Source organism: Ottowia cancrivicina, from assembly GCF_029813755.1.
GTDB classification, from domain to species: Bacteria; Pseudomonadota; Gammaproteobacteria; order Burkholderiales; family Burkholderiaceae_C; genus Ottowia; species Ottowia massiliensis.
This window is the reverse complement of the sequence record NZ_JARVII010000013.1, coordinates 55,021-73,490: the sequence shown is the minus strand read 5'-3', so window position 1 is coordinate 73,490 and position 18,470 is coordinate 55,021. Positions and strand designations below refer to the sequence as shown.

The 18,470-nt window shown below is 63.6% G+C and carries 14 protein-coding genes; 10 read left to right on the top strand and 4 right to left on the bottom strand.

Translation table 11 applies throughout. From position 1 onward, the window contains the following. The 5 genes from QB898_RS07755 to mrdA all read left to right on the top strand — a co-directional run. The coding region (locus tag QB898_RS07755) for an imm11 family protein (protein WP_279524474.1) at window positions 1–317 on the top strand (317 nt) is incomplete at its 5' end. Between the two features lie 315 nt (window positions 318–632). Then, a complete protein-coding gene (gene earP, locus QB898_RS07750; RefSeq protein ID WP_279524472.1) occupies window positions 633–1,757 on the top strand; it encodes an elongation factor P maturation arginine rhamnosyltransferase EarP in 1,125 nt (374 codons plus the stop codon). Then, on the top strand, window positions 1,754–2,506 hold the full coding sequence (locus QB898_RS07745; protein ID WP_279524471.1) for an enoyl-CoA hydratase/isomerase family protein: 753 nt from the start codon (window positions 1,754–1,756) through the stop codon (window positions 2,504–2,506). Before earP ends, QB898_RS07745 begins: the two co-directional genes overlap by 4 nt. Before the next feature lie 171 nt (window positions 2,507–2,677). Beyond that, complete coding sequence (locus QB898_RS07740) at window positions 2,678–2,851, top strand: transposase (RefSeq protein WP_102283111.1); 174 nt, start codon at window positions 2,678–2,680, stop codon at window positions 2,849–2,851. 483 nt (window positions 2,852–3,334) lie between these two features. After that, window positions 3,335–5,503 carry a penicillin-binding protein 2 gene (gene mrdA, locus QB898_RS07735; RefSeq protein WP_428982769.1) on the top strand — a complete coding sequence of 723 codons (2,169 nt, stop codon included), beginning with the start codon at window positions 3,335–3,337 and terminating at the stop codon, window positions 5,501–5,503. 375 nt (window positions 5,504–5,878) lie between these two features. On the opposite strand, the gene QB898_RS07730 is transcribed toward mrdA, so the two are convergent. From QB898_RS07730 to QB898_RS07715, 4 genes are all read right to left on the bottom strand, one after another. Next, on the bottom strand, window positions 5,879–6,109 hold the full coding sequence (locus QB898_RS07730; protein WP_050715715.1) for an HP1242/YdcH family protein: 231 nt from the start codon (window positions 6,107–6,109) through the stop codon (window positions 5,879–5,881). A 170-nt stretch (window positions 6,110–6,279) separates the two neighbouring features. Continuing rightward, window positions 6,280–8,679, bottom strand: coding sequence for an arginine/lysine/ornithine decarboxylase (locus QB898_RS07725; protein ID WP_279524470.1), 2,400 nt, complete (start codon window positions 8,677–8,679; stop codon window positions 6,280–6,282). A gap of 290 nt (window positions 8,680–8,969) precedes the next feature. After that, window positions 8,970–9,635, bottom strand: a complete 666-nt coding sequence (locus tag QB898_RS07720; protein ID WP_279524469.1) for a Crp/Fnr family transcriptional regulator — start codon at window positions 9,633–9,635, stop codon at window positions 8,970–8,972. 126 nt (window positions 9,636–9,761) lie between these two features. After that, window positions 9,762–10,196 carry a DUF2946 domain-containing protein gene (locus QB898_RS07715; protein WP_279524468.1) on the bottom strand — a complete coding sequence of 145 codons (435 nt, stop codon included), beginning with the start codon at window positions 10,194–10,196 and terminating at the stop codon, window positions 9,762–9,764. A 253-nt stretch (window positions 10,197–10,449) separates the two neighbouring features. On the opposite strand from QB898_RS07715, the gene nosZ reads away from it, so the two are divergent. The 5 genes from nosZ to QB898_RS07690 all read left to right on the top strand — a co-directional run bounded on the left by nosZ (window position 10,450) and on the right by QB898_RS07690 (window position 18,378). Further along, window positions 10,450–12,444 carry a TAT-dependent nitrous-oxide reductase gene (nosZ, locus tag QB898_RS07710; RefSeq protein WP_279524467.1) on the top strand — a complete coding sequence of 665 codons (1,995 nt, stop codon included), beginning with the start codon at window positions 10,450–10,452 and terminating at the stop codon, window positions 12,442–12,444. A 166-nt stretch (window positions 12,445–12,610) separates the two neighbouring features. Further along, on the top strand, window positions 12,611–15,262 hold the full coding sequence (locus QB898_RS07705; protein ID WP_279524466.1) for a NosR/NirI family protein: 2,652 nt from the start codon (window positions 12,611–12,613) through the stop codon (window positions 15,260–15,262). Continuing rightward, window positions 15,259–16,554: a nitrous oxide reductase family maturation protein NosD gene (locus tag QB898_RS07700; protein ID WP_428982768.1), complete on the top strand. Its 1,296-nt coding sequence runs from the start codon at window positions 15,259–15,261 to the stop codon at window positions 16,552–16,554. The genes QB898_RS07705 and QB898_RS07700 overlap by 4 nt, the downstream gene beginning before the upstream one ends. Continuing rightward, window positions 16,544–17,563 carry an ABC transporter ATP-binding protein gene (locus QB898_RS07695; protein WP_279524465.1) on the top strand — a complete coding sequence of 340 codons (1,020 nt, stop codon included), beginning with the start codon at window positions 16,544–16,546 and terminating at the stop codon, window positions 17,561–17,563. Before QB898_RS07700 ends, QB898_RS07695 begins: the two co-directional genes overlap by 11 nt. Then, window positions 17,560–18,378, top strand: a complete 819-nt coding sequence (locus QB898_RS07690) for an ABC transporter permease (RefSeq protein WP_199170939.1) — start codon at window positions 17,560–17,562, stop codon at window positions 18,376–18,378. The genes QB898_RS07695 and QB898_RS07690 overlap by 4 nt, the downstream gene beginning before the upstream one ends. Window positions 18,379–18,470: the final 92 nt, after the last annotated feature.

Genomic DNA, 18,470 nt, shown 5'->3' with positions numbered 1-18,470 from the left:
TGCAGGCCTTGGGCGACATGCTCAGCCGCAATGGCGAGCTGGCGCCCATCAAAATGAATGAGGCCATGCAGTACTATGGATTCAACCCAACCCGCGTCGTGAATGTGGTGGACGAAGAAAAATCCACCATCGCGTATTTTTCGAGCGGCAGGCTCATGGATATAGATCATTACGTCTTGCGAGCGGATGCAAAAGAATTGCCGCCTATTTTCAGAATTCCTCAATTGGTGCGCAACACGACCTACGTCAGCGACGAATTCATTGCCCGCGTGAATGAATGCAAGCTCACGGGCTTTCGCTTTCAGCCTTTGCCATGAAGGCGCAGGGCGGCCCAGTCAGGCGTTTTTTCAGCCTGTTTGGGTATTTGCCTTCGTGATTTTCACGAAGGCATTTTTTTGGGTTTGGCGCTGGCGATGCGCGCTGGCCGGTGATGGCTGCGGCGGCATCCGCCTGCCGCGTCAGTTGCCGGTCTTGCCAACGGGTATCGGGGCACATCGAAAAGAGGAGCGAATTCAGGTGCCTTGGAAATACATTCCGCGCAGATTCCACTAGGACCTGTCGCTATGCTAAAAGGAGCGAAAGATAGCTGCCAGAAGGCGGCTTCTGCGCTGGCGCGGGGGACAATCGCCCGCGTGAACACGACCGCTCGCCAGCCTCTGCTCTGGGACATTTTTTGCCAGGTGATTGACAACCACGGCGACGTGGGCGTGTGCTGGCGGCTGGCGCGCGAGCTGGCCGCGCGCGGCCATGCGGTGCGTCTGTGGCTGGATGACTTGCGTGCGCTGCCCTGGCTGGCCCCGGGCGCGTGGAGCGGGGCTTTCGAGCGCATCCGCGTGCTGCCCTGGCCGCGCAGCGCCCAGGCGCTGGCGCAGCTGCCGCTGGCCGATGTGTGGGTGGAGGCTTTCGGCTGCGAGCTGCCGGCCGCCTTCGTGGCCCGCTTTGCCGCTGAACAGGCCATGCCGCAGCCGGTGTGGATCAATCTGGAATACCTCAGCGCCGAAGACTGGGTGGAGCGCATGCACGCGCTGCCTTCGCCCGTGCTGGCTGGGCCGCTGGCGGGGCGCCGCAAGTGGTTTTTCTACCCTGGCTTCACGCCAGCTGCGGGCGGGCTGCTGCGCGAAGGCGATTGGCCCGCGCGGCAGGCGCGCTTTGACCGCACCGCCTGGCTGGCCGCCCACGGCGTGCGCTGGCAGGGCGAGCCGCTGGCCTCGCTGTTTTGCTACGAGCCGCCGGCCCTGCCCGCGCTGCTGGAGCAGTGCGCCGCAAGCGGCTGGCATTGGCTGGTGACGCCGGGCCGCGCCACGCAGGCCGTGCAGGCGGCGCTGCCGCTGTTGCGTTCAGCCTCTGCACACACCACGCCGCGCATCACTTTTTTGCCGCACCTGCCCCAGCCTGCGTATGACGAGCTGCTGTGGGCGTGCGATTTCAATGGCGTGCGCGGCGAAGATTCGCTCACGCGCGCGCTGTGGGCGGGCCGCCCCTTCGTGTGGCACATCTACCCGCAGCACGACGGCGCGCACCACGCCAAGCTGGCCGCCTTTTTGCGCTGGCTGCAAGCGCCCGCTTCACTGGCCGCCTTTCACGCCGCGTGGAACGATGCGCCCGGCGCGCCCGCCCTTCTGGCCCCCGGGCAAGGCGCCTTGCGCGAGTGGCAAGCTTGCGTGCAGGCCGCCCGCCAGCGCCTCATGCGGCAGGCCGATCTGGCCAGCCAGCTCATTCATTTCATCCATCAAAAGCAAAGCGAAACAAGCACATGACCACGCCCAGCCTTGACATCAGCGGCGCCATCGCCCGCATCACCCTCCAGCGCCCTGAAGCGGCCAACAAACTCGCGCCCGAAGACATCACCGCGCTGCGCGCCCACTTGCGCGAAATCAACGCCGCCGATGGCGTGCGCGTGCTCATCCTCCAAAGCGCGGGCAAGCACTTTTGCAGCGGGCACGACCTGGCCGAGCTGGCCGCCAACCCGCGCTCGGGCAACGGCTTTGGCGACATGGTGGACGCGCTGGCCGCCTGCCGCCCCGTCACCATCGCCGCCGTGCAAGGCGGCGCTTTTGGCGGCGGCGCCGATCTGGCCCTGGCCTGCGACTTTCGCGTGGGCGGCCCGCAATCGCGCGTGCGCGTGCCTCCGGTGCAGCTGGGCTTGCACCTGTACCAAAGCGGGCTGGAGCGTTTTGTGAGCCGCCTGGGCCTGAACATGGCCCGCCGCCTGCTGCTGGCCGCCGAGCCGCTGGACGCCACCGGCATGCTGGACTGCGGCTTTCTCACCCACTTCAGCAACGGCCCCGACATCACCGGCGCCGTGGATGAGCTGGCCGCCACCCTGGCCCGCATGGCCCCGCTGGCCCTGCTGGGCATGAAGGAAAGCCTGAACCAGATTGCCTGCGGCCGCCCGGACGCCGCCCTGATTGCCGCCCGCGTGCAGCGCACCATCCTGTCTGAAGACTTGCAAGAAGGCATCCAGGCTTTGCAGCAAAAGCGCGAGCCGGTGTTCAAGGGGCGGTAAAGGAGTCAGGGGCGCGCTGCGCCGCCCGTGGCGCTAAAAAACAGGAGCGAATCAGGGTGGGTAAAAATACCGTTTAGCGCACGTTTCACTAGGACATCATGCTATTGATTAAGGAGCGAAATAAGGCGACTTTCAAACTGCTCTCAGAGCCTATCCTCGAACTCCAAATGAATGGCTCCTCCCATGTACCCCAGCGATATGAGCGATGCGCAGTGGCAAGTGCTGGCCAAACACTTTGCCGAAATGAACAAGAGAGGACGTCCCCGTGTACGCATCGCCCGGGACTTGATCAACGCCATCTTTTACGTGCAAGCCACAGACGGCCAAACCACTGACCGTCGGTAGCGCGCGCTGCCCAAGGACTGCCCGCCCTGGAAACAGGTCTGCAACGCCTTTGCCCGCTGACGCCAGCGCGGCGTGTGGGATGTGCTGCTGGCTGTGATGGTGCACTCAGCAGGTATTCAGGACCGGGTGGAAGTCAAGGCTTTGCTGATCAGGCTATTTATGCGCTTTGCTGGATTGTGAAGAGGGCTTTTGCCTGGTTGAGTCAATCGAGAAGACTGAGCAAAGACTACGAGGTCACTGGCGCTTTAGCCGAAGCATTCGTGAAGGTTGCCTGCATTCGGCGCATGGTCAGGCTTCTGGGATGATTTTGGAGACAGGCTCTGAAAGAAGCTCAGGAAAAGCGCTGGAAGCAGGGCTGATTTTCGCGATCTGGCTCCAAGCCGCGCCCAGCGGCTCAAAGGAGCGGGCGGCCGCATGCCGGACAATCCGGGGCCTTTCCGCCCGCCGCCCGCCCCCGCCTTTTCCTCGCCCCTTGCGCCCGAGATGAACCATCAGCCCCGCACAGAAGCCGCGCTGGCCAGCTACCGCATGCGGCTGGCCGTGGTGGCGCTGGCAGCCACGCTGGGCTTTGCGGCGCTGGGCACAAGGCTTTGGGTGCTGCAAGTGCAGCGGCACGAAGAAATGGCCGAGCGCGCCGAAAGCAACCGCACGGCGGTGGTGCCCATCGTGCCCAACCGGGGCGACATTCTTGACCGCAATGGCGTGGTGCTGGCCACCAGCTACAAGGCGCACGCGCTGGAGATCACGCCCGCGCAGGTGCCGGGCGATCTGGACGAGGTGATTGACGCCCTTTCTGAAGTGGTGCCCATCAGCGAGCGCGAGCGCCGCCGCTTCGAGCGCCTGCGGCAGAACACGCGCAGCTTTGAATCGCTGCCCATCCGCATGCGCCTGACGGATGAAGAAGTAGCCCGCTTTGCCGCCAACCGCTACCGTTTTCCGGGCGTGGAAATCAAGGCGCGCCTGTTTCGCACCTATCCAATGGGCGAGGTGGCCTCGCATGCCATCGGCTACGTGGGCCGCGTCAATGACCGCGACAAGGAGCGCATCGAAGACCAGGGGCCGGAATACGCGGCCAACTACCGGGGCACGGACTACATCGGCAAATCCGGCATTGAGGCCAGCTATGAAGACGTGCTGCATGGCCGCACCGGCGTGGAGCAAATGGAAACCGCCTCGGGCGGACGCGCCGTGCGCCTGCTGGAGCGCCGCTCCGCCGCCAGCGGCCAGACGCTGCGCCTGACGATTGACATCACCCTGCAAAAGCTCGTGGAAGAGCTGTACGGCGAGCGGCGCGGCGCGCTGGTTGCGATGGATCCGCAAACCGGCGAAGTGCTCGCCTTCGTGAGCAAGCCCACGTTCGACCCCAACCTGTTCGTGGAAGGCATCGACCAGGCCACCTGGACGGAGCTGAACGAATCGCTCGCCCGCCCCCTGTTCAACCGCGCCTTGCGCGGCACTTATCCGCCCGGCTCCACCTTCAAGCCCTTCATGGCGCTGGCGGGGCTGGAAAGCGGCCGCATCACGCCGCAAACCACCGTGAACGACACCGGCAGCTGGGTGCTGGCCGGGCACGTGTTCCGGGGCCACGCCACCGGCACGGTGAACCTGGAGCAAAGCATCACCCGCTCCAGCAACGCCTACTACTACCAGCTGGCCTACGACATGGGCATCAGCGCCATCAACCGCTTCATGGGGCCGCTGGGCTTCGGGCGCGAAACGGGCATTGACCTGCCGGGCGAAGCCAGGGGCGTGCTGCCCAGCCCCGAGTGGAAGCGTGAAGCCATGCGCCGCTACAAGGACCGGCGCATGCAAGTCTGGGTGCCGGGCGACACGGTCAATGTCGGCATCGGCCAGGGCTTCAACAACTACACCATGCTGCAAATGGCGCAGGCCGTGGCCACGCTGGCGGCAGACGGCGTCAAGCATCCGCCGCATCTGGTCAAGGCCACGCAGGCCAGCCCCGCCAGCGAGCCTGTGCCCGCCCCGCGCCCCGCCGCACAGAACATGGGCTACAAAAGCGCCCACATGAACGTGGTGCGCCAAGGCATGGTGGGCGTTACCCTGCGCGGCACGGGCCGCAGCGCCTTCAAGGACGCGCCCTACCTCTCGGGCGGCAAAACCGGCACCGCGCAAGCCATCACCATCGGCCAGAAAAGCCGCTACAACGCCGCCCGGCTGGCCGAATACCAGCGCGATCACTCGCTCTACATCGCCTTTGCCCCGGCAGAGCAGCCGCGCATCGTGGTGGCCGCCATTGTCGAAAACGCAGGCTTTGGCGCCACGGCAGCGGCCCCCATCGTGCGCCGCGTGCTCGACTACTGGCTGGCGGGCATTTACCCCAGCGAGCAAGACATCAAGGCCGTGCAGCGCAGCCGCGCCAGCGCCCCCATCGGCGCGCCGCGCACTGTGGAGGAAATGGCCATCCGCCCGCCCGAAGCGGCCAGGCCGCAGCCAGCACCTGGCCCGGCTGACGCGGCTGACGCGCCCAATGCCGCGAATGCGGCAATCCAGACAGACACGCCCCCAACACCCCAGACGCCCGAAGCATCCGCCGCGCCAGACACGCTGCCGCACCCCAGGCCCACAGCCATGCAAGCGCCAAAGCAACCCGCGCCGCCTGCTACCCGTAGCGCAGAGGATGGCGTGCCCTGAGAGCCTGTTCAGAGTTCGTCCATATAGGTACGAAAAGCGCGGACTCAGGTGGCTGACACAGGCGGCCTGGGCCCCGCCAAGCCTCTCCGGAGCGCAAGCGGCCCGCAAGCAACCCGTCAAGCCTGTTTACGGCTTGCCCGGCTTTGGATTGATTCAAAAACAAGAGCGAATTCAAGGGGCTATAAGTACCGTTTTGCGCACGTTCCACTAGGACATATTGCTATGAACAGAGGAGCAAAAAAGACTTCCAATCCGTTGTCTCTTTGATCCAAGCGGCAAAGCTTGAGGCTGGCGGCGGCCTATCGCCAAGGCAACAAAAAACCCGCCAGACGGCTTCTGCCCTGGCGGGTTCGCTGTTTTCAAATCAGGCGTTTTTTATGCGCTCTTGGCGGCGGCTTCCGCTTTTTTGAGGATGACGTACATCTCATCTTTGAGGCGCAGTTTTTGTTTCTTCAGTGTTTCAATGGTTTCGTGCGCTGCGCTTTCTACGCCGCTTTCCATGCGCTTGATCTGGTGATCAAGTTCGTTGTGCTGCTCGAACAGGCGGCTGAAATGGGGATCGGCGTTTTTCAGCTTGCTGATCAGGTCGCGAAATTCTGGAAACATGGAATCTCCTTTCTTGGGTGGTGGAATGACCTTGATTCTAGATGGGCCGCCGGCTCCGGAATCCAGCCGGCGGATTGCGCGTTGCGCTCTCCAATGTTGGGGCGGCCCGCACCGCCGCCCGGGCGGAACATGAAAAGCTGCGGCGGCGAGGCGCCGTCGGCCGTCAGTGTTCATCCTTTCGCGGGCCGCTGGCGTTTTTTGACTGCTTCTTTGGCGTTTTTGGCGCGTTTTGCCGGTTTTTCTTCCAGCACGCAGTCGGCGAAGTAGCGTTTGCGGCCCTGTTCGTCCTCCACTTCCACCAGGCCGTGAATATCGGTTTCAAAGCCGGGGCATTCCAGGGCGAAGGTGCGGGCGAACTTGAGGTAATCGACGATTTTCTGATTGAAGACTTCGCCGGGAATGAGCAGCGGAATGCCGGGCGGATAGGGCGTGACCAGGCCGACGGTGACGCGCCCTTGCAGATGGTCGATTTCCACGCGTTCGGTGCGCCGGCGGGCAATGCAGGCGTAGGCGTCGGCGGGCGTCATGGCGGGGGTGAGTTCGCTCAAATACATCTCGGTGGTCAGGCGCGCGATGTCGTATTTGGCGTAGAGCTGGTGCACGTGCTGGCACAAGTCGCGCAGGCCCATGCGCTCGTAGCGGCGGTGTTGCGCGCAAAACTCGGGCATCACGCGCCAGAGGGCGTGGTTGCGGTCGTAGTCCACTTTGAACTGCTGCAAGGCGGCCAGCAGCGTGTTCCAGCGGCCTTTGGTGATGCCGATGGTGAACATGACAAAGAAGCTGTAGAGGCCCGTTTTTTCCACCACCACGCCGTGCTCGGCCAGGTATTTGCTGACGATGCTGGCGGGTATGCCGGTGTCGCCAAACTTGCCATCCAGCCCCAGGCCGGGGGTGATGATGGTGGTTTTGATGGGGTCGAGCATGTTGAAGCCCGGCGCCAGCTGGCCGAAGCCGTGCCAGCTTTCCTGCCCGCTTTTTTTGCCGCCCTTTTCCCTGCCCGTTTCTCTGCTCTTTTTGGCGGCTCCGTCCTGAATGATCCAGTCATCGGCGCGGCCCACGCCTTCAGCGGCAAGCTGCTGCGGCCCCCACACGGTGAACCACCAGTCGCCCTCGCCAAAGTCGGCGGCCACCTTGCGCATGGCGCGGCGAAAGTCCATTGCCTCCAGCAGGCTTTCTTCGACCATCGCGCGGCCGCCGGGCGGCTCCATCATGGCGGCGGCCACGTCGCAGCTGGCGATGATGCTGTACTGCGGGCTGGTGGAGGTGTGCATCAGATACGCCTCGTTGAAAAGGAAGCGGTCCAGCGGCACGGTTTGCGAGTCTTGCACCAGCACCTGGCTGGCCTGGCTGATGCCCGCCAGCAGCTTGTGAATGGACTGGGTGGCGTACACCAGCGATTTTTTCGGGCGCGGCCTTTTCTTGCCCATGGCGTGATACGCGCCGTAGAAGGAGTGAAAGGCTGCGTGCGGCAGCCAGGCTTCGTCGAAATGCAGGTTGTCGATGTAGCCGTCCAGCAGCTGCTTGATGGTTTCGGTGTTGTAGAGGATGCCGTCGTAGGTGGACTGCGTGAGCGAAAGAATGCGCGGGCGCACCGCTTCGGCGTCCACATGCCGCAGCAGCGGATTGGCGCGAATCTTGGCCTGGATGGCCTGCGGCTCGAACGCCTCGCGCGCAATGGGGCCGATGATTCCGTAATGGTTGCGCGTGGGCCTGAGAAACACCGGCACCGCCCCCGTCATGATGATGGCGTGCAGGATGCTTTTGTGGCAGTTGCGGTCCACCACCACCACATCGCCCGGCGCCACGGCGTGATGCCACACGATTTTGTTGCTGGTGGATGTGCCGTTGGTGGTGAAAAAGCAGTGGTCGGCATTGAAGATGCGCGCCGCGTTGCGCTCGCTCTCGCCGATGGCGCCGTCGTGGTCCAGCAGCTGGCCCAGCTCTTCCACGGCGTTGCACACATCGGCGCGCAGCATGTTCTCGCCGTAAAACTGGTGATACATCTGCCCGATGGGGCTTTTGAGAAACGCCACGCCGCCCGAATGGCCGGGGCAGTGCCAGGAGTAGGAGCCGTCTTCCGCGTAGTCCAGCAGCGCCTTGAAAAAAGGCGGCTGTATGCCTTCCAGATACGCACGGGCCTCGCGGATGATGTGCCGCGCCACAAACTCCGGCGTGTCTTCAAACATGTGGATGAAGCCGTGCAGCTCGCGCAGGATGTCGTTGGGCAGGTGCTGGCTGGTCTTGGTCTCGCCATGCAGGTAGATGGGCACATCCGGGTTCTTGCGCCGCACCTGCTGGATGAAATGGCGCAAATTCAAAATGGCCGGGGCCAGATCGGGGCCGGGGTTGTCCGGGCCGGGGCTGAACTCCTCATCGTCAATCGAAAGAATGAAGGCGCTGGCGCGGCTTTGCTGCTGGGCAAACTGCGCCAGATCGCCATAGCTGGTGGCGCCCACCACCTCAAAGCCCTCTTCCTCAATGGCTTTGGCCAGCGCCCGGATGCCCAGGCCCGAAGTGTTGTCGTTGCGGTAGTCCTCGTCGATGATGACGATGGGGAAATGGAATTTCATGGGCGCGGCCTCCTCTTGGCGTTGCAATCAGGCAAAGCAAAAAACGCCTGCGTCTTTCACGCAAGCGCCACGGCAAGGCGGCAAGTGTAAGAACCTGTTCAGAACCTGCGCAGAGTCTGGGCGCTAGCGCGAAAAAGCAGCTCCCAAGTGAATTCAGGAAAAATTTCTGGCAGGTGCAGACATCAAAAAAAACAGGAGCAGATACAAAGGGCATAAATACCGTTTTGCGCTGCCCCCACTAGGACATATTGCTATCAAACCAGGAGCAAATGTACAGCTCCTTTGCTCTTTCAGGCTACGCAGGCGCTGCCTTGCGGCTGGCGGGTAGTTTCAGGGAACAGGCGGCCCAGCTCGCGGCAAATGGTGGCGGGAGCTGCGTCAATGATTTGGGCCAGATCGCGCAGTTGCGGCAGGGCTTTGCGGGGCAGCAGGCCTTCGCCGGCCGTCAGCATGGCGAGCAAGTGGCGCAGGCGGCCTTGCACGGCGCCTGTGCGCAGACGGGCCATGTCGCGGGCCTGGCGCTGCTGCTGGGCCATGACGGCGTGCATGAGCAGCAGACGGTCGCTCTCGTGCCGCCACAGCTCGGGGCTGGCGCGCACGGCGGTCAGCGCCACGGCGGTTTCGCGGTAGGCATTGCCGCTGAGCGCGGCGATGCCGGCGATGTCGCCAGGCCCGGCCAGTTGCACGAGCGCGTTGCCGTCGCCGCCAGGCTGAATCAGCGCCAGCCAGCCTTCGGCCACGCGCCATAGCGGCCCTTGGCTGCCAGCGGCCATGAGCTGCTGGCCGGGGACAAGCGACAGCCCCCAGTGTTGCGTCTGGGCCTGGGTGCAAGCGGACGGAAGAGAGGCGGGAAAGCCGCGCGCCGCGTCAGGTTCCGCGTGAGATCCAGCGCCTTTGGGCAGGATGGCCAGGCCCGGCGCGTCTGCCGCAGGCATTTGGAAGGAAGAGAAGTTCATTGCCGATGCTCCTTGGGTTGCCGCCGCGCGGCGCGGCCAGCGCGCGAACGCGCAAGCCGTTGGCCGGAGTTGGGGATGGCGGCAGGAAAAAGACCGTGAAAGAAGGGCGCAGCCCTTCCCGCAAGGTCAGGCCGCGAAGGAGAAGGCGGGCAAGGCGGGCGGCCCGCGCGGATGGGCCGCGCGCACGGGCTGCGCCCAAACGGCGTACCGCAAAACGGCAACAGGAGCGGCGTGCGCCATGCGTTCCAGCGCCAGGGCGGGCGCTGCGGCAGGCGGGGCCAGCCGATCGCCCATCAGAACGCACAGCGGGCAGTGGTCAAGGTGCAGGGCGGTTTTGCCGGCCTGGCCGTCACCGGCGGCGCTGTCTGCGCTGTTGTCTGCGTCAGACAGGGCGATCCAGCGGGTTCCTTCGGAGGTGCAAACCTGCACCCATTGCGCGTTGCCGGCGCTTGCCAGCGCGCGCGAGACGGTAGGCGCCAGCGCAGACAACGCGACAACCCAGGCCGTCAGCCAGACGAGCCAGCGGGGAAAGCCACGAGGAAGGCCGGTGCGGCGGTTCATGAGCGCAGTTGTCAAGCCGGTTCGCGCGGTGGACAGAGAGCAGCGGCGCGAAATGCGAAAAACCCATTTGAGTTCATTTTATGGACCCAAAACGAGCCGCCGCCTGACAAGGATTGGCCCTTTGAGCGGCATCAAGAAATTGATGTGGTTGCAGAATGCAAAACATGGAATTGATAAAGGTCAATTAAAGGGCGCTGGCTGTTTGTATAGTCAAAACCGGATATATCGATCCACGAAACGAAAGGAGTCTGAAATGAGTCTGCTTGGAAAAAAAGCGCTGGATGTGGCAGCCAACCTGGGCCGCCGCCGCTTCCTGAATTCGGCCGCTGCGCTGGGCGCGGTCACGGTCGGCTTGGCCGCCTGCAAGGAAAACACGCAGGGCAGCGCTGCGTCTGCTCCGGCGGCGGCGCCTGCCCCAGCGGCTTCGCCCAAGACGGCGCCAAAAACTGAAATCACGGCAGCGCCCGAGACGCGCGGCTTTGTGGGCGGCGCGGGCAGCACTGAAATCCATCCGGGCCAGCTGGACACGCACTACGGCGTCTGGAGCGGCGGCCACACGGGCGATGCCCGCATTCTGGGCATTCCTTCCGGCCGTGAACTGCACCGCATTCCTGGCTGCTGCCCTGATCCCATGGTGGGATGGGGCTGGACGAACGAATCCAAGGCCGTGATGGGCACCAAGCCGGACGGCACGTTGGAATTCACCACGGGCGACACGCACCACATTCACTGCTCCTACAAGGATGGCATTTACGACGGCAAATACGCCTGGGTGAATGACAAGTTGAATGCCCGTCTGGTTCGCATCCGCATGGATTACATGGTGACGGACAAGATTCTCAAGCTGCCGCACGTTCAGGGCTTTCACGGCATTTTCCCGGACAAGCGCGACCCGGTGGACCCCAATATCAACTACACCACGCGTGTGTTTTGCGGCCAAGAATTTCACGTGCCGCTGGAAAAGATTGACGCCAAGACGGTCAATGACGATGCGAATTACGGCTGCGTGTTCACTTGCGTGGACGCCGAGAAGATGGAGGTCAAGTGGCAAGCCCGCATCGACGGCAACTGCGACTTGGTGGCCACTTCGTTTGATGGCAAGCTGGCGGGCACCAACCAGTACAACACCGAAAACGGCGTGACTTACCCGGACATGATGTCGGCGGAAGTGGACGCTTGTCTGATCTTCAATGTGGCCCGCATTGAGCAGGCCATCAAGGACGGCAAATTCACCCATCTGGGCAACAACAAGATTCCAGTGGTGGACTGCCGTCTGGATGCCAACAAAGATCCGAAAACAGCGCTGGCCGTGCGCGTGCCTGTGCCCAAGAACCCGCACGGCGTGAACGCTACGCCGGACGGCAAGTATTTCGTGTGCTCCGGCAAGCTCTCGCCCACCTGCACGGTGATCGAGCTGCAAAAGGTGCTGGACTGGTTCGATGGCAATCTGGACGACATCGCCAAGGCCGTGGTGGCTGAAGTGGAAGTGGGCCTGGGGCCGCTGCACACCACGTTCGATGGCCGGGGCAATGCCTACACCACGCTGTTCCTGGACAGCCAGGTTTGCAAGTGGAACATCGACAAGGCCATCAAGAAATACGCTGGCGACAAGAGCGTCAACCCCATCATCGACAAGATCGACGTGATGTACCAGCCGGGCCACATCAACGCCACGCACGCGGAAACCATCGAAGCCGATGGCGTATGGATGGGCGTAGGCAACAAGTTTTCCAAGGACCGCTTCTTGCCGATTGGCCCGCTGCACCCTGAAAACGACCAGTTGCTTGATATCACGGGCGAACGCATGGTGCTGGTGCACGACACGCCGGTGCGCGGCGAGCCGCACGACTTCGTGATCTTCAAGCGCGAGTGGCTCAATCCCAAGCAGGTCTATGACATGGATGACTTCCCCTTGGCCGTGCATAGCGCGGAAGAAGCGGGCGTCACCCGCAATGGCAACAAAGTCACCGTGCGCATAGTGGCTTTCGCGCCAGCCTATGAACCCAATGTGTTCAATGTGAAAGTGGGTGACGAAGTGACGATCATCCTCACCAACATTGACCGCGTGGAAGACTTGACGCACGGCTTTGGTCTGCCTGACTACAACATTCAGTTCCTCGTCAATCCGCAGGAAACCAAGTCTGTGACTTTCAAGGCGGACAAGCCAGGCGTGTTCTGGTACTACTGCACCAACTTCTGCCACGCGCTGCACCTGGAAATGCGCGGACGCATGATCGTTGAACCCTGACGTGCCCCTGGCAGGCAGGTAAACGGGCGGGTCATCGGGCCTGCCCGCAAAAATGGAAAATAAAAAAAGGGGCTTGGGCTGGCGACGGCTTGGCCCCTCGGTTTTTGTAAGAGCCTATTCACGGACAGGCCGTGAACAGGTTCTAAATCCCAGGATGTATTGGCTCATGAAAATCGAAACACTCGCTCGCAAGATGCTGACAGGGCTGGCGCTGTCACTGGCGGCGCTGGCGGTGCAGGCCGCCGGGCAGGGCGCAGGCGGCTCGCAAGCCTATGAAGCGCCCCTGCCGCCGGGGCTGGCCACGGCCAAGGACATGTGCGCCCTGTTGCCGTGCAAGGACGTGTTTCCGGGGGCAACCTCGTTTTCCGAACGCATGGGCCAGCCGCCCTACGTGGAAGCCTACGGCGGCGAAGATGGCAAGCAAAAGCTCGGCTACGTGATGCTCTCCACCGACATCACCGACACGCCCGCCTATTCGGGCAAGCCGGTGGTCACGCTGATCGGCATGGACACGGAGGGCAAATACGTTGGCGTCAAAGTCATCAAGCACTCCGAACCCATCTTGCTGCTGGGCATCCCGGAGTCGGCGCTGCTTGATTTCAATGCCCAGTACATCGGCAAATCCGTCAAGGACAAGATTGAAGTGGGCCAGACCCGGCCCGATGAAGGCGTGCTGGGCGTGGACGCCATTTCCGGCGCTACGGTGACGGTTATCGCGCAAAACCAGGTCATCACCACTTCCGGTGCGGCCGTGGCGCGGCAGGTGGGCATCATCGAGCCGCTGGTGCGCGAGCCGGTGCGCTATGTGGAGCCTGCCGCTGGCCAGCCCCTGCCGGATTGGGACACGCTGGTCAAACAGGGCGCAATAGGCAAGCTGGTGGTCAAGCCAGAGCAGGTGGGGCTTGAAAAAAGCAACGTGCCTTTCATTGAGCTGTGGTTCGGCTCGCTCAATTCGCCCGTCGTCGGTCCGGCGCTGCTGGGCGAGGACACCTGGAAAAACCTGATGGGGCGCATGAAGGAAGGGCAAAACGCCATCTTCATCATTCGCACGGCGGGAGCCGAATCGTTCAAAGGTTCGGGCTTCGTGCGCGGCGGCATTTATGACCGCGTGCAGGTGCGGCAGGACAACGACATCTTCACCTTCAAGGACAGCGATGCCGTGAACCTGTACACCCTCAAGGCCAAAGGCGCGCCCAAGTTCAGCGAATCCAGCATCTTCATCGTGCGCTCGCCTGCCTTTTCGGCGGCGTATCCGTGGAAGCTGATCTTCCTGGGCAACAAGCGCGATCCGGCCACGGGCCAGCGCGTGTTCACGGTGTTTGACAAGGGCTACTGGCTGCCTGAGCAGTATCTGGTGGGCGGCCATCCCAAGATCACTGTGCCCGAAGCCACGTGGGTGAAAGTGTGGAAGCAGCGCGCACCGCAGATCGTGCTGTTTGCGCTGCTGCTGGTGGCCGTCACGGTGGTGTATGCCCTGCGCGACCATCTCACGCGCCGCTCCACGCACAAAAACAAGTGGCCGGTCAATTCCTTCAAGTTCACCTTCTGGGCCATCTTCGTCTTCTGGGTGGGCTTTGGCCTGATGGCGCAACCTTCGGTCACGCAAGTGCTGACCTGGCTGCACTCGCTGCTGTTCAAGTGGGAGTGGGATCTGTTCCTGAGCGATCCTTTCCTGTTCCTCTACTGGATCTTCATCTTCGTGACCATCTTCCTGTTCGGGCGCGGCCTGTTTTGTGGCTGGACCTGCCCCTTCGGCTCCATTCAGGAAGGGCTGCACAAGATCGCGGGCGCCACGCCGCTGAAGCGCTACCAGTTCCTGCCGCCCAAGTGGCTGCATGACCGGCTCAAGTGGATCAAATACGCCGTGTTCTTCGGCCTGGTGGTGGTGTCGCTCTTTTCGATGGGGTTGGCCGAAAAGCTGGCCGAAGTGGAGCCGTTCAAGACCACCTTCCTCGTGGGCATCACCAAGCGCAGCTGGCCGTTTGCCACATTCGTGCTGGTGATTCTGGGGCTGTCCATCTTTATTGAGCGGCCTTATTGCAAATACGTCTGCCCGCTGGGCGCGTCGATTGCCATGCCGACCACGTTCCGCTGGTTCGGCCTGCGCCGCAAAGCGGACTGCAACACCTGCAAAGCCTGCGCCAAAGGCTGCGGCGCGCTGGCCATTGACGCCGATGGGCGCATCGACCAGCGCGAGTGCATGCACTGTCTGGACTGCATGGTTCTTTACACCGACAACGTCGGCTGCCCGCCGCTGGTCAAGGAGCGCAAGGCGCGCGAGCGCGCGGGCGAACCGATGACGGCCATTGCGCGCGATGGCTACTACATCCCCATCGTTCCGATTGAGGAAGACCGCCAGCGCCTCAATGCCAAAAAGCTGCTGTCCATCAAGCCTGACCCGCGCTGGCCCAGCAAGCGCGCTCATCCCTCCGTGGAAAACCTGCATGGCGTGCGCCGCCTGCTGGGCGAAGTGGTGGAGCACCTCTGGCCCTTCAGCCGCGAAGGCTGGCAGGCCAGTCACGTGGTGGTGGCGCTGGGCGTAGCGGCGGCGCTGGGCGCCACGCTGGTCTGGCTGCTGGCCGCAGGCGGCAGCGCCTCGCCCATGCTCGTGATCGGCGTGTGGTTTGGCTGGAGCGTGTTTGAAGTGCTCGTGCGCTTCAAGAGCAAGCCCTACGTCAAGGACGGCCCCTGGTGGGGCAGCGTGTGGCGGCAGGCCAGCGTGATGGACATGATCAGCTACGTGGGCTTCAAGAACCTGCTCATCGGCGCGGCGCTGTTCTGGCTGCTGGCGTTCACCGGCCTGTGGACGCTTGCATGAAGGGCGGCGTTTTTAGCCACTGCGTGAAATGGCTGCTGGCCGCTCTTGGCATGGCCCTGGCGGGCCAGGCCACGGCGGCCACGCTCACTGTCAGGCCGGGCGAATCTATTCAGGCGGCCCTTGACCGCGCTGAAAACGGCGACGTGATCGAAGTGCAGCGCGCCCGCTACCGGGAAAACCTGCGCATCGACAAAACGATCACGCTGCGCGGCATTGAGCGCCCCACGGTCGATGGCGGCGGCAAGGACGACACCATCCGCGTCATCGCCCCCGACGTCGTCATCGAAGGCATGATCGTCGCCAACTCCGGCGACAACCGCTACAAGCAAAACGCCGGCATCTACGTTCAGCCCGGCGCGCATCGCGCCAAAGTGCAGCATTGCTACCTGGCCTACAACCTGTTTGGCATGTGGATTGAAAAAGCCGATGACGTGCAAGTGCTGCACAACAACATCACCGGCAAGCGCGATTACGACAGCCCCCGGCGCGGCAACGGCATCCAGCTCTACAACACCAAGGGCGCGCGCATCATCGGCAACCAGATCAGCTTCGTGCGCGACGCGCTCTATATCGACGTTTCGCACCACGCCATCTTCCAGAAGAACAACCTGCACCACAGCCGCTACGGCACGCACTACATGAACTCCTACTACAACCTGTGGGAGGACAACGACACCTGGAAAAACCAGGCCGGCCTGGCCCTGATGGAAGTGCGCGACCAGACCATCCGCAACAACCGCGCGTGGAACAACATCGACCACGGCATCATGCTGCGCACCCTGCAAGATGCGGTGGTGGAAAACAACATCGTCATGGGCAACAAGCGCGGCTTTTTCGTCTATGACGTGGAGTTCACCAAGATGCTGGGCAACGTGGTGGCCGACAACTACACCGGCGTGCATCTGGCGGGCGCGGCGCGCAACACCTGGGACGGCAACGACTTCATCCAGAACCGCCTGCAAGTCAAATACGTGCTCACGCGCGACCAGCAATGGGGCGGCCCCGAAGGCAACTACTGGAGCAACTATCGCGGCTGGGACCGCGACCACGACGGCCGGGGCGACATTCCCTACGAAGCCAACGACATCGTGGACCGCCTCAGCTGGCGCTACCCTGCCGTGCAAATGCTGCTGGGCAGCCCTGCCGTGCAGGCGCTGCGCCTGGTGGGCCAGCAGTTTCCGGTGCTGCGCGTGCCCAGCGTCGTGGAAGACCACCCCCGCATGCTGCCGCGCTCCACCGAATGGGCCAAATGGCGCGCGCGCGTGCAAAAGGAAAATCCCAATGTCCGATGAAACCAGCAGCAGCCCCGGCGGGGGCGACGCCGTCATTCGCTTGCGCGGCGTCACCAAACGCTTTGACCGCTTCACCGCCGTGGACGGCGTTTCGCTCGACATCCGGCGCGGCGAAGTGTTCGGCCTGATCGGCCACAACGGCGCGGGCAAAAGCACCCTGTTCAAGATGATGCTCGGCCTGCTTGCGCCCACCAGCGGCCGCATTGAAGTGGGCGGCCAGCCCGTGCACGGCAGCGCCGCGCGCGAAGTGCGGCGCGGCATCGGCTACCTGCCCGAAAACGTGGCCTTGTGGGACAACCTCAGCGGCCTGGAAACGCTGCGCTTTTTTGCGCGCCTCAAGCGCGTGGACGCGGCAGGCTGCCCCGCGCTGCTGGAGCGCGTGGGCCTGGGCGCGGCGGGCAAAAAACCGGTGCGCGCCTACTCCAAGGGCATGCGCCAGCGCCTGGGCTTTGCGCAGGCGCTGCTGGGCCAGCCGCGCGTGCTGTTTCTGGATGAACCCACCACGGGGCTGGACCCGCACGCCATCCACTTTTTCTGGGACACGCTGGCCGAGCTGCGCGACCAGGGGCTGACCATCGTGCTCACCTCGCACATCCTGGCCGAGCTGCAAAACCGCGTGGACCGCGTGGCCGTCATGGCCAGCGGCAAGGTGCAGGCGCTGGGCACGCTGGACGAGCTGCGCGCCATCTTCGATTTGCCGCTGACGGTGCAGGCCAGCCTGGCCGCTGGCGTGGATGCCGGGCAGGCCCAGGGCTTCATGGCCGCCTGGCCGCCCGATCTGGCCGGCTTCGCACACGCTTTTGACGGCCAGACCCTCACCCTTCGCGCCCCGCGCGAGAAAAAAATGGCCCTGCTGCGCCACCTGCTGGCCGCGCCGCAAGTGGCCGACGTGCAAGTGCATGCCCCCTCGCTGGAAGACATGTTCTTCAGCGAAGGCGGCGCGGGCGTGGCCGCCAGCGCGCAAAACCGCCCGCAATCCCGCCCGCAAACCCAACAGGAAGCCGCATGATCCAGCCCCGTCAAGTTCTCACCCTGGCCTCCAAGGAATTTCGCGACCGTCTGCGCAACCGCTGGGTGCTGGCCGTGGCGCTGGTGTTCGCCGCGTTCTCGCTCGTCATCACCTACGCGGGCGGCGCGCAGCAGGGCACGGTGGGCCTGCGCTCGCTGGAATTCACCATCACCAGCCTGGTCAGCCTCGTCATCTACCTCGTGCCGCTCATTGCCCTGCTGCTGGGCTTTGACGCCATCGTGGGCGAGCGCGAGCGCGGTTCGCTCGACTTGCTGCTGGCCTACCCCATCACGCGCGGCGAGCTGCTGCTGGGCAAATACCTGGGCCTGGCGCTGGCGCTGGCGCTGGCCATGCTGGCCGGGCTGGCCGCCGTGGGCGTGGTGCTGGCGGGGCAGTTCGGCACGCGGGCGCTTTTTCACTATTCGGGCTTCGTGATCAGCGCGCTGCTCATGGGGCTGGCCTTTTTGAGCCTGGCCGTGCTCATCTCGGTGCTGGCGCGCGACCGCACGCGCGCTTCGGGCGCGGCCATCATCCTGTGGTTTTTGTTCGTGCTGGTGTTTGACCTGGCGCTGCTGGGCGTGCTGGTGGGCACTGCCGGGCGCTACGGCGGCGAAATCTTCCCCTACCTGCTGCTGCTGAACCCGACCGACGTTTTCCGCATCCTCAACGTCTTTTCCGCCGAAGACGTGCGCAGCGCCTACGGGCTGGTCAGCGTGGTGCCGCCCGTGCTGCTGCGGCTGGACGTGCTGGCCGCCGTCATGGCCGGCTGGATTGCCATACCCTTGGCCCTTGCCAAATGGAGATTCAAGACATGAGCGATTTCCTTCGCCTTCGCCCCCTTCACGCCGCCTGCCGCTGCGGCCAGCCCCATGCCCGTGATGAAGCCTGCTCCGAGCGCCGCGTGCTG